The 15,521-nt window shown below is 51.6% G+C and carries 14 protein-coding genes; 9 read left to right on the top strand and 5 right to left on the bottom strand.

Features of this window, described 5'->3' with window-relative positions; all coding sequences use genetic code 11:
* Positions 1-65: 65 nt before the first annotated feature.
* On the bottom strand, positions 66-3,416 hold the full coding sequence (locus H144_RS0112775) for a TonB-dependent receptor (protein ID WP_026350656.1): 3,351 nt from the start codon (positions 3,414-3,416) through the stop codon (positions 66-68).
* 493 nt (positions 3,417-3,909) lie between these two features.
* Here H144_RS0112775 and H144_RS0112770 point away from each other — a divergent pair, with 493 nt between their 5' ends.
* Positions 3,910-4,686, top strand: coding sequence for an alpha/beta fold hydrolase (locus tag H144_RS0112770; RefSeq protein ID WP_019942462.1), 777 nt, complete (start codon positions 3,910-3,912; stop codon positions 4,684-4,686).
* On the opposite strand, the gene H144_RS0112765 is transcribed toward H144_RS0112770, so the two are convergent.
* Positions 4,679-5,110: a hypothetical protein gene (locus H144_RS0112765; RefSeq protein ID WP_033402499.1), complete on the bottom strand. Its 432-nt coding sequence runs from the start codon at positions 5,108-5,110 to the stop codon at positions 4,679-4,681. The two genes, H144_RS0112770 and H144_RS0112765, sit on opposite strands and share 8 nt — an antisense overlap.
* A gap of 80 nt (positions 5,111-5,190) precedes the next feature.
* Between H144_RS0112765 and H144_RS0112760 the strand changes: the two genes are divergently transcribed.
* From H144_RS0112760 to H144_RS0112740, 5 genes are all read left to right on the top strand, one after another.
* Entirely contained in the window at positions 5,191-5,895 is a 705-nt protein-coding gene (locus H144_RS0112760; RefSeq protein WP_019942460.1) for an SAM-dependent methyltransferase, read from the top strand.
* Between the two features lie 91 nt (positions 5,896-5,986).
* Complete coding sequence (locus tag H144_RS0112755) at positions 5,987-6,682, top strand: hypothetical protein (RefSeq protein WP_157504649.1); 696 nt, start codon at positions 5,987-5,989, stop codon at positions 6,680-6,682.
* 51 nt (positions 6,683-6,733) lie between these two features.
* Entirely contained in the window at positions 6,734-7,372 is a 639-nt protein-coding gene (locus tag H144_RS0112750; RefSeq protein ID WP_019942458.1) for an MBL fold metallo-hydrolase, read from the top strand.
* 6 nt (positions 7,373-7,378) lie between these two features.
* The gene (gene pssA, locus H144_RS0112745; protein WP_019942457.1) at positions 7,379-8,083 is read left to right on the top strand and encodes a CDP-diacylglycerol--serine O-phosphatidyltransferase; all 705 of its coding nucleotides are present in this window, start codon (positions 7,379-7,381) and stop codon (positions 8,081-8,083) included.
* 133 nt (positions 8,084-8,216) lie between these two features.
* Positions 8,217-9,218 (top strand): 3-oxoacyl-ACP synthase III family protein, encoded by a 1,002-nt coding sequence (locus H144_RS0112740; protein ID WP_019942456.1) that lies wholly within the window; start codon positions 8,217-8,219, stop codon positions 9,216-9,218.
* 8 nt (positions 9,219-9,226) lie between these two features.
* On the opposite strand, the gene H144_RS0112735 is transcribed toward H144_RS0112740, so the two are convergent.
* Entirely contained in the window at positions 9,227-9,586 is a 360-nt protein-coding gene (locus H144_RS0112735; RefSeq protein WP_019942455.1) for a CoA-binding protein, read from the bottom strand.
* Between the two features lie 141 nt (positions 9,587-9,727).
* On the opposite strand from H144_RS0112735, the gene H144_RS0112730 reads away from it, so the two are divergent.
* Positions 9,728-10,300 carry an NUMOD4 domain-containing protein gene (locus H144_RS0112730; protein ID WP_019942454.1) on the top strand — a complete coding sequence of 191 codons (573 nt, stop codon included), beginning with the start codon at positions 9,728-9,730 and terminating at the stop codon, positions 10,298-10,300.
* Between the two features lie 9 nt (positions 10,301-10,309).
* Here H144_RS0112730 and H144_RS0112725 read toward each other — a convergent pair whose 3' ends face one another.
* On the bottom strand, positions 10,310-10,609 hold the full coding sequence (locus H144_RS0112725) for a HesB/IscA family protein (protein WP_019942453.1): 300 nt from the start codon (positions 10,607-10,609) through the stop codon (positions 10,310-10,312).
* Between the two features lie 142 nt (positions 10,610-10,751).
* Between H144_RS0112725 and H144_RS0112720 the strand changes: the two genes are divergently transcribed.
* The gene (locus tag H144_RS0112720) at positions 10,752-11,270 is read left to right on the top strand and encodes a DUF7935 family protein (protein WP_019942452.1); all 519 of its coding nucleotides are present in this window, start codon (positions 10,752-10,754) and stop codon (positions 11,268-11,270) included.
* Between the two features lie 395 nt (positions 11,271-11,665).
* Positions 11,666-14,074, top strand: coding sequence for an endonuclease MutS2 (locus H144_RS0112715; protein ID WP_026350655.1), 2,409 nt, complete (start codon positions 11,666-11,668; stop codon positions 14,072-14,074).
* A 74-nt stretch (positions 14,075-14,148) separates the two neighbouring features.
* Here H144_RS0112715 and H144_RS0112710 read toward each other — a convergent pair whose 3' ends face one another.
* Positions 14,149-15,387, bottom strand: coding sequence for an MFS transporter (locus H144_RS0112710; protein ID WP_019942450.1), 1,239 nt, complete (start codon positions 15,385-15,387; stop codon positions 14,149-14,151).
* Between the last annotated feature and the right edge of the window lie 134 nt (positions 15,388-15,521).

Genomic DNA, 15,521 nt, shown 5'->3' with positions numbered 1-15,521 from the left:
TTAGGTATAAAACAAACCGAGCCCGCATTGCTGCGGGCTCGGTTGCTTATAGGAAGCTCGTATTCTTAGTTGAAGATATAACGGATACCGATTTGCGCCTGCCACACGTCGTTGATCGTTCTCGACTTCACGAATGCGTCTTTCACCAAAACAGTTTCGCCATTTACTACCTGCGTACCCATGCGGTAGGTGGGAACACCCTGCGCATTCACGCTCGCGAAGTTGAGCGGGTTAGATTGTGTGCTGTTGGAAGAAGCGGTCACCTGGTTGGCTACGCCCCAGGTATCCTTGATCAGGTTACCCACGTTGAAGATATCTGCCCGAAGACGTATGATGTTCTTCTTGTCTTTCTTGCCCACTTTTACGTAGAAATCCTGCTCTACCGTCAAATCGAAACGGGTTAGCCAAGGGTAAGCACCGCCGTTACGCTCTGCATATTTGCCTTTTCTTTCCTTCAAATACGGGTGGTTATCGATGTATTTCTGGAATGCTTCGGCTTGCTGCTCCGGCGAGAAGGTGTAGGTTTTACCGTTCGCAGTAGTAGTCAGCGTCTGGAATGTAATATCGGTGGCTTTGTTTGGAACAAAGATCAGGTCGTTGTTCTGACCGTCGCCGTTCATATCCGTTGCGCTGATGTAAGATATTTTGGTACCGCTTGAAGAAACGCCGCCCAATGTTACCATCGTAGCACCACCGAATTTACCGCCATATTCTTTGCGATAAGAAACGTAACCTACAAAACGGTGACGAACGTCGTTACCAGAATAAGCCAGGTCGAGATAGTTCAAACCATTCACACCCGGCACGTTGCCTTCCACGGTTGACGATACCGAAGCAATGTCCTTCGCCATCCCGTAAGTATAACCCACCATTCCACCGAAACCGCGTGTTGCAGGTTTTTCGAGTTTACCAGTCAATGAATATGAGTAGCCTTTATTGGTATTGGTCAAAACATAAACGTTCGAAACGTCGGTATTCACAAGGCGCGCTGCGTTAACCTGTGCCGTTGGCAAGCCCGAAGCCGGGAAACGATCGCGTGTATCAGGTCCTGCGAACTGGGTAGTAGGCGCTTTCAGGTTCACGTCGATGTAGCGGAGTGAGTTGTAGTTTTTATTGAAAATACCTTCCACAGTCGCTACTACGCCCCAGCCCAGTTGCTGGTCGATACCGATGTTGCTTTTCCAGATTTGCGGGAATTTCAGGTTTTCATCCGACGCGTTCACCTGGTAGCCTTTCAATGGGCCGGTGGTTGTCGGATTGTAACGGCTTGGGTCCAATGTGAACGGATACTGCGTGGTGTTGTTTCCAACGACCGTAGCGGAGTTCACACCATTGTTACCCAATTGGTTTGAAATCAACACGTAAGGAATGCGGGAAAGGAACAAACCCGTTCCACCGCGAACCTGCGTCGTACGGTCGCCTTTTACGTCCCAGTTGAAACCTACGCGTGGGGACAGGTAGATACGTGATTTCGGCACATTGCCCGTGTTGACGTTGTAGTCGGCACCCTCCGGATCTTTGAATTTGATAGCCGCCACTTGTGCATTGTAGTATTGTTCCGATGTATTCGGGATCGTGATCAGATCAGCGCGGATACCTGCTGTAAGCTTGAAGTTAGGCGTAGCCTGGAACTCATCCTGTGCGTACAAGCTGAAAGTCTGCGTTTTGAATGTCTGCCACGGAGCAGCGCCGCCCGGAAGCAATGAGTAGCGGTAGTTGAAACGTGTTACGGTATCAGGAGCGGTCGTCAGGTTAGGATTAGCGAGGTATGCATTAGCTGCATTCTTGAAATCCTGGATCGATCTGAATACCCACACCCCATTGGAAGTGGGGAAGAACAAGTTGTTCGACTTGAAGTGCTCATATGCCGCACCTACTGTAAATGTATGCTTTCCTGCGAAGTACGTCAGGTTGTCGGTAATGTTGAAAGTCGCGTAATCGAGGCGGTTGTTCGGAGTGAACGGATCTGAACCGATGGTCGTGTAAGTCGATCCGTCTTTCTGGATTTCGATCGTCGGGAAGATCGGCGCCTTGTATTTACGGTCTTCGATCTGCTTGTTGTAAGTCGCGATCAGGTTGTTGGCAAATTTACCGCCGAAGTTCGAGTTCAATTCCGCTACGAATGAACGGGTATTGTCCTGGATAATGTAGCCGGTATTCTGTGGAGAGATCGCCGAAAGCGAGTTGGTACGGTTACCGAAACCTGCCGTGTTGGAGCTGTTCGACTGGCTGATAAGCACGTCCGAATCCGAATCGTGGTGCGAGTAGCGCAAGGTCAGCTTGTGCTTGTCGCTGATGTTGTAATCGATACGGCCGAGGAATTTCTTGCTTTTGTTCTCGTTGTTAAAGCCGTCCAGTGCACCTACATCGTAATTAAACTTCTCTTTCATGAACGAAGCCAGGTCCTGCATATCCGCCAGTGTCGTGCGGGAAACGTTGCTGCCCGACTGGCCGCGGTTCAGTACGAAGTCGAGCGCAGGGCTTGAACGTTTTACAAATTCGCCGTTGACAAAGAAGAACAATTTGTTTTTCACAATCGGACCGCCCAGACGGAAACCGGTCGTTTTCTCGTTGAATTCGGCCACTGTAATGTCGCTGCCGTCAATTTTCTTACCTGCGAGGCTCTTGTTTTTGAAGAAGTGGAATGCAGAACCCGAGAATTCGTTGGTACCCGAGCGTGTTACCGCGTTGATACCCGCACCCGCGAAGCCCGATTGACGCACGTCATAAGGAGCGATGTTGATCTGCACCTCTTCGATCGCGTCGAGCGAGATCGCCGTAGAACCGGTACGACCACCGGCCTGCGCCTCGCTACCGAGACCGAAACCGTTGTTGAACACCGAACCGTCGATCGTGAAGTTGTTATAACGGCTGTCCTGCCCGCCGAATGAGCGGCCGTTGCTGTACGCATTGTACTTGGTAATGTCGTTCAGCGTACGCCCCAATGTAGGGAGGCTGGTAATGAGGTTCTTATTGAAGGTAGTAGCGGCACCTGTACGGTCGGAGCTGAAAATATCGCTTCCTGCGCCGGTCACTACCACTTCCTGCAATTCGGTGGAGCCGTCCTTCAACTCGAAGTTGACGTTGGCCGCAGTACCGAGGTTAGCGAAGATGTTTTCCTGCGACTGCTCGTTGAAACCGACGAAGGAAACCGTCACCTTGTAAGGCCCGCCCACGCGTACGGCCGGGATCGTGTAAAGCCCCTGCTCATTGGTTACCGAGCCGTATTTGGTTCCTGAAGGTTCGTGAATAGCGACTACGGTAGCGCCCGGAAGAACGTCGCCTTTGCCGTCTGCAACACGCCCTGTAATTGCTGATGAAGTGACCTGGGCTTGCGCACCCGGCCCCAATAGAGAGAATAGAAACGCGGTTACCGCAAGGCATACCGCCCGGAAGAGTAAACTTTTCCCGTTCATAAATTTGGTGATTTGGTTTGTAAGAATACTAGCGGATTCATTCAAGGAGGATGAATAATTGGTGCAAAATAATAGCTTTTTACATTCACAAGCAAAAGCCTAAATCCTACTAAAATACAATACTAGTCGCCGTAACTGGCTGATTTATTGAAATAATACAGATTCGTGTACCAATACTTCAATATTTTCTATTTTATCAAATCATTAATAAATGGGGAGGGTAGCGGAGCGCTTGGGGAAGGCTATTTAAGGTGACAAAAAAAGATTTTTTATCTATCCGGGACTTCAATTATCGTACCAAAAGGTAACTGGTATTAAGAAATTGTTAAGTCTAACTTGCGCAGGATTTTTTTCCTTACCGAAAATACTTACAAACTTTACGGGCAAGCGTAGTGACCGCTGACCGCCGACCGCTGGAAGGATTAATCCTGAAAAACGACGGTCGGGCCGTCGGTGGTTAGCTTTCAAAATCTCTTTCCCAAAGTTCAACATTATGCAACTCAATTTCAAACAAATAGGCGAAACCGGCAAGCCGCTCATTATTCTACACGGCGTGTTTGGCTTTCTCGACAACTGGCTGACCATCGGCAAGCACATCGCCGAGCAGGGTTACCGCGTGTACCTCGTCGACCAGCGTAACCACGGCCGCTCCCCGCACGAGGCGCCTCTCACCTTCCCGACGTTGGCGGCTGATCTGAAAGAATTCCTGGATCAGCAGGCGATCGAGTCCCCGATCCTGGTAGGCCATTCGATGGGCGGAAAAACCGTGATGGAGTATGCCGTAACCTATCCCGGCACATTCGAGGCGCTGGTAGTGGTGGACATCGGCCCGAAAGGCTACCCGATCCATCATACCAAAATCCTGAAAGGCCTCAACGCGATTCCCATCGATGAAATCGAAAGCCGAAACCAGGCCGACGAAATCCTGGCGGAATACGAGCCTTTGCTCGGCGTGCGGCAGTTTCTGCTAAAAAACTTGTATAGAAAGGAAGAAGGCGGCTTCGCGTGGCGCTTTAACCTGCCCTTGCTGACGACCGATATGGCCAATGTAGGTGCGCAGATAAAATCCGATACGCCGGTGGAAACGCCGACGCTCTTCATGCGCGGCGCGGATTCCAGTTATGTTCTGGATGAAGATATGGAAGGCATTCTAGACCTGTTCCCGAATGCACAGCTAAAAACGATTGAAGGAGCAGGGCACTGGGTGCAGGCCGAACAGCCGAAAGCATTTGTCAGCACCCTGCTTGAATTTCTGAATACGGCTATCTGACGTATTTGACCCTGGGTGAATTACAGGTATTGAGGATCAGCTGGTCATCGCTCAGGGATACTTCCCAGGTCGGGCAGGTGATGCAGTTCAGCAGTTCGCATTGCGGGTTGCTGGGCAGCGCGGTCAAAGGCTTCACGTCTAACAGGGCGCCATTGATGATCATGGTGGCCGGCGCACAGCACCGGGGCGTACCATTGGCATTCAGCACCACGCCGTCGCTGCGAAAAATCAATGAGTCGGACTGGGTAGCCGCAATGGGCTCCCAGCTGCTTTTGTTATCGAGTGACGATCTCTCAATCTCGATGGAATGCCAAAGACCCGACACAGTCGTGAATGCGGCATTCGGAGACATATCGCCGACACTATCCTTTTTACAAGACACTAACCACACCAGGACCACGGGTATGTATAATAGTCTTTTCATACTTATTAAATAATTTTATTTATTCCGTAGATTCACAATCAGCCATTTTGGTTGGAAAGGAATAAAAAAATGCAGCGCCTATGAACGATTCCGGGATTTCTCTGTACTTAATCCCTACTATACTGGCGGAAGGCACGCAAAACGACGTCCTCTCGCCGCAAATCAAGGATACCGTCCAAAATCTGGATGTTTTTTTCGTGGAAAACGTCCGCACGGCCCGGCGGTTTATCAGCAGTTTAAAGCTCGGCAAGGTGATCGACGAGCTGTCGTTCATCGAACTCGATAAGGATACGCCGGAGAGCGAGACCGTTGCGGCCCTGCGCAGCCTCGGCAAAAGCGCCGGGGTGATTTCGGAGGCCGGGTGCCCTGGCGTGGCCGATCCGGGCGCGGTGGCGGTACGCATTGCGCACGAGCTGGGCATCCGGGTGGTGCCGCTCGTAGGGCCTTCGTCTATTTTGCTCGCATTGATGGCCTCCGGCATGAGCGGACAGTCGTTTGCATTCCACGGCTACCTTCCCATCGACAAAGTGCAGCGCAAGAAAACGTTGCAAACCCTCGAGCGTAATGCGAGACAATATCAGCAAACGCAGATTTTCATGGAAACGCCCTTTCGCAACAACCAGCTGCTGGAAGCCGTAGCCGAAGCCTGCTCGCCCGATCTGCTGCTATGCATTGCCGCGAACGTGACTGCGCCCGACGAGTACATCAGGACCATGCCCATTCGAAAATGGAAGGCCTCGAAGCCCGATTTGCACAAAATCCCGACAATTTTCCTGATCGGATAGGCATTAGCGGAACGCTGGCTTAACTTTACCGGTTTCACGGACGAAAGATACCGACCGATCTTTTCGTTCTTTTTGTAAACTGCATTTGACATTGAAGAAATACATTCTGATCGCCCTTCTGGCCGCCGCAGGCTTGTGGGGCTGTAATGACGACAGCCTCGATGCCGCGATTACGGTGGATTCCAACTTCCAGTCCGGAACGAGCGGGGAAAACGGGTGGGAACCTGGCTTCGCCGGGTATGCCTCCACAGCCGATTCGAGCCAGCTCGATACCGTTGCAGCGATCGCCCTCCTGCCCCGTGGACTCGATACGACACAATATGGGTTTCGTATTTTGTCGAGATACTCGAAGGGCAACATGTTCAGCTATCTCAAAAAGCGCGTAAGCGGGTTTACACCGAACGGCTCCTATGAAATGACGCTGCAAGTGGACCTGGCGACCAATTACAGCAACGACAGCGCCAAAGGTGTCGTAGACCAGGTGACCTTCAAGGCCGGCGTCTCTCCTTCCGAACCATTGACAAAGCTGGTATCCGGTGTGTACGCATTCAATCTCGATAAAGGCACAGGCAAGCAGCCAGGCAAGGACGTGCTGCTTTCGGGCAGCATTGCCAGCACAAACCGCGACACGCGCTACCATACACTATTACGGTATTCCAATGCACCCGTGACGGTCACCGCCAATAACCGGGGCGAGCTATGGTTTTACGCAGGCACCGACTCGGACTATAAGGATACGACGATATTCTATTTCGACCGCATTATCGCCACTTTCAAAGAACTGTGAAGTGTTTCCTCCATTCAGCACCATTTATTAACCCACATAAACCCTACCGGAATGGTACAGGTACAGACGTTTGTCTTCAACCCATTTTCTGAAAATACCTATCTGCTTCACGACGAAACCGGCGAGGCGATCATCATCGACCCGGGCTGCTATGACCGCTCGGAAGTGAACGAACTTACCGCTTTCGTGGAACAACAAGGCCTGAAACCCGTGCTGATCGTGAACACCCACGCACATATCGACCATGTGCTTGGCGTGGCGGCATTGAAGCGGAAATACAATGTGCCCTTCGCATTGCACAAGCTGGACGAACCTTTGCTAAGGGCCGTTAAAACTTACGCATCCAACTATGGATTTTCGGCATTCGAGGAACCGGAGATCGACCGTTTTATCAAAGAAGGCGAAACGATCGATTTTGGCAACACGTCCCTGAAAATCATATTCGTACCCGGCCACGCACCAGGCCACGTGGCATTTGTGGACGATGCCGACAAGTTTGTAATCGGCGGCGATGTACTGTTTCGGATGAGTATCGGCCGCACCGACCTTCCCGGCGGCGACCATGCGACCTTGCTGCGGAGCATTCGTGAGGAATTGTTTACATTACCCGACGATTACACCGTCTACGCCGGGCACATGGAGCCTACGAACATTGGTTTTGAGAAAAGAAATAACCCCTTCTTCAAATAGCGCGCTATGATCCGTCGCAATATCCCCAATGCCCTCACCTGCGGAAACCTGCTTTGCGGCTGCATTGGTGTGGTGGAAGCATTTCACAATAACCTCCTGCTTTCGTGCCTGCTCATCGGTGTGGCCTTGATTTTCGACTTCCTGGACGGCTTCCTGGCGCGGCTGCTCAAAGTCACTTCCCCGATCGGCCGCGACCTCGACTCGCTGGCGGATATGGTTACTTTCGGTTTGCTGCCGGCCATTATCGTTTATCAGTTGCTTATGCAAAGCATTCCTGACCTGTTCGGGATATGGAAAGCCTATCCTGCATTCATTATCGCTATTTTCTCGGCCATCCGCCTGGCGAAGTTTAACAACGACCCGCGCCAGTCCGACTCTTTCATCGGCGTGCCTACCCCGGCGAATGCGATGCTGATGGCGTCATTGCCGTGGATCGTGCATATCGAAGGCGGCATTTGGAAGGATATTATTGTAAACACCAACAATCTGCTGATCCTGAGCGCTGTGATGTCTTATGCATTGGTCATGGAACTCCCGCTGATCGCGCTGAAATTCAAAAGTTTCGGATGGAAAGGAAATGAGGCGCGGTTTGTGTTCCTTGGCATTTCCATCCTTTTATTGGTTACATTAAAAATCCTGGCGATCCCCGCGATCCTGATCATCTACGTGCTGCTTTCCCTCGCCGACAACCTTAGGAAAAAGCGGGCATGAATTGGTTCCCAGTACTTTTTGTTGCATTTTTGTAGTCTTTCCGGCAACGTATGTTGCTAATACATATCTGTTTAGAATTAAAACCGTCCCACTTGCCTGTTGACCCTCGGCAACACGGAGCACCTTCATTCGCATGACATTTTCCCGCATTACCGGCCTAGGCTTTTACGTTCCCGACAATATCATTACCAACGACGACCTTACCCAATGGATGGACACTTCCGATGAGTGGATCCGCGAGCGGACCGGCATCCGGGAGCGCCGCTATTTTCAGTACGGTAAGGATACCAATTACAGCATGGCGGCCGCGGCATCGCGCCAGGCGCTGGAACGGGCCGGGTTAACGCCCAATGATATCGACGTGATCGTCTACGCTACCATTACCCCGGATTACTTTTTCCCCGGCTCGGCGTTTCTCATGCAGCGCGAGCTGGGCATGGACGGCAAGCCGGTGATCGACATCCGCGAGCAATGCTCCGGTTTTGTGTACGCGCTTTCCATCGCCGATCAGTTTATCAAATCGGGCATGTACAAGACGGCGCTGGTAGTGGGTTCGGAAATCCAGTCGTCGTGGATCGACAAAAGCACGGAAGGGCGCAATACGGCGGTGATTTTCGGCGACGGCGCCGGTGCGGCGGTCGTTTCTGCCACGGACGATCCCCAACATTGTATATTATCTACACACCTTCACGCCGACGGGCGGTTTGCGGAGGAGCTTTATGTCAAAGATCCCGGCAGCAGCCGCGAGGGCCGGCCGGTAAGCCAGGAAGTCCTCGAATCGGGCGGGCATAATGTATACATGAATGGCAATGCGGTTTTCAAACATGCGATCGTGCGCTTTGGCGAGGTGATCCAGGAGGCATTGGCGGCAAACGGCTACTCGGCCGGCGATATCGACCTGCTGGTACCGCACCAGGCCAATATCCGCATCAGCGACTACGTACGCCAGCAACTCGGCCTCGAAGAATCGCAGGTAATCAACAACTTACAACGTTTCGGAAATACCACCGCGGCTTCCATTCCCATCGCATTGACGGAAGCCTGGGAGCTTGGAAAGGTGAAAGAAGGTGATCTCGTGTGCCTGGCCGCGTTCGGAAGCGGGTTTACGTGGGCCTCGGCGCTGATCAGGTGGTAGGGACCGGACTAGAATTGTCCGGTCGACAGCATGACCAATGTGCACCCCTCTATTGGTATGATATTTTTATCTATTAAAATATCCTTAAATTCAGGATTCTCTGTACCAGGGTTAAAGATAACGCGTTTAGGATTTAGAGAAACGATGTATTCGTAGTATTCAGGTTGGTGGCTCGGATTGATATACAAAGTGACGGTATCTACGTCCTCCCAGTCAGTTTTGTCTGTGTTGATTTCTTCTCCTAATGCGAAACCTTTCCTGCGTCCGATGAGTAATATGGGGTGACCATAATGCCTGAGTTTCTGTGCAGCCAGGTAAGCGTACCTGGAAGGGTTTGAAGTTGCTCCAATGATGAGTGTACGTTTCATGCCAAATCAATTTAATAAATAACAGGGGCAGCAATGCCCGCCCACACACTTTTGAAACAACAAAAGATCGTTCCCGCGTTCGCGCCGGGTGCGAGTACAGCTGTACAACGTTTAGAACCTATCATAATAGCTTTTAAAAAAATGAATGAATCAAATGTAAGCCGGAGCTTCTGGAACGAAAAGTGGGCAAAAATTTTATTCGACGAGATCGAGAACGCTCCCCATTACGAGGTATCCAATTATGGCAGATTGAAAAGTTTCCAGAACAACCCCAAGGAAGGTGTTGTCATCAAAGGATCTGTCATTCAAGGGTATAGATCATTGAATATCCGTGTAGCCGGTGGAAAGACCATCAACCGTTACGTTCACAAGCTGGTAGCCGAGCATTTTGCGGACAAGCCTGATGCCGACCATAACTTCGTGATCCACCTGGATTTTGACAAGCAGAACAATCATTACGAAAACCTGAAATGGGTTACCAAGGCGGAAATGATCGATCACAATCGCGAAAACCCTGCATTCATCAACCGGGTGATCCCGCGCCGTACGAAAAATTACAAGCTAACGGAAAGTAAAGTGCGGATCATTAAGAAGCTTTTGAAAAACGATAACAACCGTTTGAAAATGATCGCGAAGCAATTCGGAATCACGCATACGCAGCTCAACCGCATTCGTTCGGGAGAAAACTGGAAGCATGTAACCGTTGAAGATTAATCAAAATACTTATTTGAGTTTTTCAGCGGCGGAAACCGTATAACCGCTGCCGTTCGCACCCTCTTCAAAGTCAACAGACACGCCAATCACATACATGAGGTGGCGCTTGTCTATCAGTACCTTAATTCCTTCGATGAGGTATGTCTGGTCATGCTCTGTGGCTGTGTCGAACCCAAGCAAAAAGGATCCGCTGCACGCACCCCCTCTTAAACCTACCCTGAGTCCATAGGTATCCGGGATTTTATTGGCTTCGAGTGTCGATCTGATTTCCAGCTGTGCTGCCTGGGTCAGTTGAATCGGGTTATTCATTCCTGCTCATTATTCTTGGTGGCGATAAATCAGTAAACGCAAACTGCTTCCGTTCCATTCGCGTTTTGAAATAAATATCTCCCAAATGCGGCTATTCGTTTAATTTTGTGCCTCATTTTGGCATAAAATTACTTTTCACACCATGGAATATATCTGGATACTGACCATTCTCGCCCTCGGCGTCATCGTTACTTTCGGCATTTACCTCACCATTACGACCGTCGCTAATAAGATATTCGAGAAGCAGCGCTGGGACATTCGTAGCAAAAATATCGAAATCACCCTGCCCCTGCGCTTGCAGGCCTACGAGCGTATGTGCCTCTTCCTGGAACGCATTACCCCTAATAACCTGTTGTTAAGACTCGCCCCGTCGGCGATGAGTGCCCTGGAACTGCAGCAGATCGTGCTGCATGAAATCCGGGAAGAATATAACCATAATGTAGCGCAGCAGCTATACATCAGCACGCATGCCTGGGAACAGATCGTGAACGCGATGAACGAAACCGTGGCCGTGGTGAACCAGGCAGCAGCGGAAGTGAGCGCCGAAGCGCCCTCCTCCGACCTTGCCAAGAAAATCTTCTCGCACGTGATCGAAAAGGAAATACAGCCCTCGACGCACGCATTGAAGGTTTTGAAGGAGGAGATCAGGAATGTTTTCTGACCGCGGACGGCTGACCGCCGAGTGCGGATTGCGACCACTGACGGAAGACCGCTGACGGCGGATTGCGGACCGCTGACGGCCGACCGCTGACCGCCGTTGGTGCTTGGTCTGATGAGGCGTAGTCGGAGGTCGTTGTTGCCGGTCGTAAAAGACGTAATCGGCCGTCAGCGGTCGGCGGTCCTAAGAGGCGTAACGGCCGTCGGCGGTCAGCGGTCCTAAAAGGCGTAACGGCCGTCGGCGGTCAGCGGTCGTTGTTATCGATCGGAAAAGGCACAGTCGGCGGTCGGCGGTCGTTGTTACCGATCGGAAATGGCGTAACCGGCCGTCAGCCGCCAAAATTAACATCAACACTATTTCAATCCGGCCGGAAACAAGCGCCGGCGACCAATAAGAAAATGCTTTACCCCAATACATTAGAACAAAAACTAGGTTTCGACAAGCTGAGGGAACGACTGAAAGAGCTTTGTATCAGCTCGCTCGGGCAGAATTATGTCGAGAAAATCCGGTTTTCCGAGAATTTCGGCATGGTGGAGAAACTCGTAAGCCAGACCGCCGAAATGCAGCGCATCCTGGAACTGGGCGAGAATTTCCCATCGCAGAACTACATTGATGCCACCCCCTATCTAAAAAGGGCGTCCATTGAAGGCATGCTGCTCACGCAGCCGGAATTTTCGGACCTGAAAGTGTCGCTCCTGACGATCCGCCTCTGCCTCCGCTTTTTCGAAAGCCAGGAAGCGGACGCTTTCCCTATTTTGGGAGAATACGCCAAAACGATTAAGGTCGAAAAGGCCGTTACCGATGCCATCGACCGCATTATCGACGACCGCGGGCAGATCCGCGACTCGGCTTCGCCCGAGCTCTCGCGCATACGCAAAAAACTCATTTCCGAGCAGGCCGGCATTCGGAAAAAGCTGGATACGATCCTGAAATCGGCCAGAAGCAATGGCTGGATCGGCGACGACGTTTCTTTGACTGTCCGCAACGGCCGTATGGTAATTCCCGTGGCCGCAGAACACAAGCGGAAGCTGCGCGGATTTATCCACGACGAATCAGCCACGGGACAAACCGTGTTCATCGAACCGACGGACGTTTTTGAGTCCAACAATGAAATACGCGAGCTTGAATATGAAGAACGCAGGGAAATCAACCGCATTCTGCTGGAACTCACTGCCTATATCCGGCCCTTCGTGCCCGATTTGCAGAAGGCGTACGGCTTCCTGGGCTTAATGGATTTCCTGCGCGCCAAAGCCCGGTTAGCAGGGGAAATGGGTGCCATTAACCCGCCGTTTGAAAACCGGCAGTTTATCGATTGGCGAGAGGCGCGGCACCCGCTGCTGCATTTGTCGTTCCAGAAGCAGGGCAAAAAAGTGATCCCGCTGAATATCGAGTTACAGGAAAAGCAACGCATTCTCATCGTTTCCGGGCCTAATGCCGGTGGTAAGTCGGTGGCGTTGAAAACAGTGGGGCTCATTCAGTACATGTTTCAATGCGGCTTGCTGGTACCGATGCAGGAAGGCTCATCGATGGGTTTTTTCCAAAATATCTTCATCGATATCGGCGACGAACAATCCCTTGAAAATGATCTGAGTACGTACAGCTCGCATTTGACCAATATGCGCCATTTCCTCTCGATGGCGAACAAAAGGACGTTGTTCCTGATCGACGAGTTCGGTACCGGTACGGAGCCGGGGCTGGGCGGTGCCATTGCCGAGGCGATCCTCGAAAACCTCACCAAATCGGGCGCATTCGGGATGATCAACACGCATTATACCAACTTAAAAGTGCTTGCTGATAAAACCGAAGGCCTCGTAAATGGCGCGATGCGCTTCGACGGCGAGCATCTGGAACCGCTGTACCAGCTCGAAATCGGCCGTCCGGGCAGTTCGTTTGCATTTGAAATCGCCTCTAAAATCGGTTTACCGAAAGCGGTGGTGGCGCGGGCGAAGGAAAAGCTGGGCACGCAGCAGGTGAATTTTGAAAAACTGTTGAAAGAACTCGATATCGAAAGACGTGTTTTCGCGGAGAAAAACATTGAAATAGGCATTAAGGAGCGGAAACTCGCCAAGCAGCTGGCCGATTACACGGCTCTTAAGGAAAAGCTCGATAACAACGAGAAGAAGATCGTCAATGAGGCCAAGCAGAAGGCTAAAAACCTGCTTGCCGACGCCAACCAGCTCATTGAGAATACCATTCGGGAGATCAAGGAAAACAAAGCCGAAAAGGAGAAAACCAAAACGGTACGGACTACGCTCGAAAATTTTGGCAAAAACAACCTCAAACTGGCCGAAGTGACCGAACCGCAGCCTGCCGAAGACGTGTACGAACCGGAAGGCGGCGAGATCACGGCCGGAAGCTACGTGCGGATCAGCGGGCAGACTGCCATCGGCGAAGTCCTGTCCGTAAAAGGCAAGGACGCGGAGATCCGCATTGGAGACCTCAAATCGACCGTGAAATTGAACCGCCTGGAAAAGGTATCCCGCAAGACCTATCGGGCCGCTACGGGCGAAAAAGGCGTGAAGACGGCCGCGCGGGGCGTAGATATGAACGAGCGGATGCTGAATTTCAGCTTTAACCTCGATATGCGCGGCAAACGCGGCGAGGAGGCGCTCGGGATGGTGGACCAGTTTATGGATAATGCCATTATGCTCGGTTACGACGAGCTGCGCATTGTGCACGGCAAAGGCGACGGCATCCTGCGCACGCTCGTACGCAACCACCTGCGCGGGTACAAGCAGGTAGCGGGCATGTATGACGAGCATGCGGACCGCGGCGGCGCGGGCGTGACGATCGTTAAGCTGAAATAACCGTTTGAACAGTCGTATTAATGCAAAAAGGACGCCTCGTCAGCGTCCTTTTTGCATTAATAGTCTATGAAAAATCAGTGTGCCGCTGCCGCAGAAGAGGCCGGTACTGTTTTACGTCCTTTCATCCAGAAATACAGGATTGCGAATGCGACGATCAGCAATGCGGGGAACATCACCATCGTGCTCAGCGTCGCCTGCCCTGCTGCGAGCTCCATTTCGTCGCCGGTAAGGCCTGCTGCCGCTTTCTCGATCTTGGCGTCATCCAGCCACTTACCGATTACCGGCTGCCAGATCGCCGTCGAGAACATCCCGATACCACCGACGATCGACATACCCAATGCACCGCTCAGAGGCACATTTTGCGCCACGAAACCGATCATCGTCGGCCAGAACAGCGCTACGCCCATCGCGAAGATCACCGCCGCCGCGTACGCCGCAGGACCGGTTACGGTGCTGAACAGGTAAATACCGATGGCCGCGAGGATGGAAGAACCCCATAGGATACCGGTTTGACCTATCGCAGCCACGATCGGGTGCGCAAAGAAGCGGGTAATCGCCATCAGACCGGTTACCAATGCGAGGATCAGCATGGGGCTGGCGCCGCTTTTGCTCATGATGAGGCCTGTCCATTGCTGCGGACCGAATTCGCTGATCGCCGTGAAGGCCATACACACGAAAATGAACAGGAACAGCGGCGTGAACATCGCTTTCACGTTTTCGCCGATTGACGTTACACCATCCACATGCGGTCTGGGGAATGCTTGGCCCCAGAAAAGAAATGCGTAAATGATCGTAGGGATGAGGATCACCCAGATCTGCGCCTGCCAGCCGAGATTGGCGTCGGTCATGAATTTCGAGATCAGCGAGCCCACTACGATACCGCCCGGGAACCACATGTGGAAGCGGTTGAGCATTTTGCTCATCTGCAGGCCCGAGTAGGAATCGGCGATCATCGGATTACAGGCAGCTTCGGTACAGCCGTTACCTACCCCTATGAGGAATGTAGAGATCAGAAGACCTGTGTAGCCACCTGAATAAATCGTCATAATGATACCAATCGCGTGGCAGACGAAGGCCACCTGCATGATAATTTTCGGCCCGATGGTGTGGTATACGAGCCCGCCAATGATCATGGCAAGCGGGAATCCGAAGAACCACATCGAGTTGATAAAGCCCAGCTGCTCGGCAGAAAGGTTGAATTCCGAGCCGAGCTGCGGCAGAATCCCCGCACGAATACTGAATGAGAATGCAGTGGTTATGAGCGCAAAACAACTTGCATTGAAGAGCCTTCCGCTGTTAACTGATTGGGTCATGTGACGTAATGGGTTTGATTATTTGAACTAGATGATTGATAACTTCGGGATACTGTTTTTATTCTAAGATTTTCACAAAAAAAACAAACTCCCGGGAATTCTACTGCTTTTCATTATTCCTAAGCAATGTTTTT

Source organism: Dyadobacter beijingensis DSM 21582 (genome assembly GCF_000382205.1).
In the GTDB taxonomy this organism is placed as follows: domain Bacteria; phylum Bacteroidota; class Bacteroidia; order Cytophagales; family Spirosomataceae; genus Dyadobacter; species Dyadobacter beijingensis.
Note: the sequence above shows the minus strand (reverse complement) of the source record. Positions and strands in the feature narration are given on the sequence as shown.

What these genes read in the sequence shown, in the direction of transcription:
- H144_RS0112730 (WP_019942454.1), top strand. Translation starts at nt 9,728, where the DNA reads ATGAATGAATCAAATGTAAGCCGGAGCTTCTGGAACGAAAAGTGGGCA.
- H144_RS0112770 (WP_019942462.1), top strand. Translation starts at nt 3,910, where the DNA reads ATGCAACTCAATTTCAAACAAATAGGCGAAACCGGCAAGCCGCTCATT.
- H144_RS0112775 (WP_026350656.1), bottom strand. Translation starts at nt 3,416, where the DNA reads ATGAACGGGAAAAGTTTACTCTTCCGGGCGGTATGCCTTGCGGTAACC.
- pssA (WP_019942457.1), top strand. Translation starts at nt 7,379, where the DNA reads ATGATCCGTCGCAATATCCCCAATGCCCTCACCTGCGGAAACCTGCTT.
- H144_RS0112720 (WP_019942452.1), top strand. Translation starts at nt 10,752, where the DNA reads ATGGAATATATCTGGATACTGACCATTCTCGCCCTCGGCGTCATCGTT.
- H144_RS0112740 (WP_019942456.1), top strand. Translation starts at nt 8,217, where the DNA reads ATGACATTTTCCCGCATTACCGGCCTAGGCTTTTACGTTCCCGACAAT.
- H144_RS0112765 (WP_033402499.1), bottom strand. Translation starts at nt 5,110, where the DNA reads ATGAAAAGACTATTATACATACCCGTGGTCCTGGTGTGGTTAGTGTCT.
- H144_RS0112715 (WP_026350655.1), top strand. Translation starts at nt 11,666, where the DNA reads ATGCTTTACCCCAATACATTAGAACAAAAACTAGGTTTCGACAAGCTG.
- H144_RS0112750 (WP_019942458.1), top strand. Translation starts at nt 6,734, where the DNA reads ATGGTACAGGTACAGACGTTTGTCTTCAACCCATTTTCTGAAAATACC.
- H144_RS0112735 (WP_019942455.1), bottom strand. Translation starts at nt 9,586, where the DNA reads ATGAAACGTACACTCATCATTGGAGCAACTTCAAACCCTTCCAGGTAC.
- H144_RS0112725 (WP_019942453.1), bottom strand. Translation starts at nt 10,609, where the DNA reads ATGAATAACCCGATTCAACTGACCCAGGCAGCACAGCTGGAAATCAGA.
- H144_RS0112710 (WP_019942450.1), bottom strand. Translation starts at nt 15,387, where the DNA reads ATGACCCAATCAGTTAACAGCGGAAGGCTCTTCAATGCAAGTTGTTTT.
- H144_RS0112760 (WP_019942460.1), top strand. Translation starts at nt 5,191, where the DNA reads ATGAACGATTCCGGGATTTCTCTGTACTTAATCCCTACTATACTGGCG.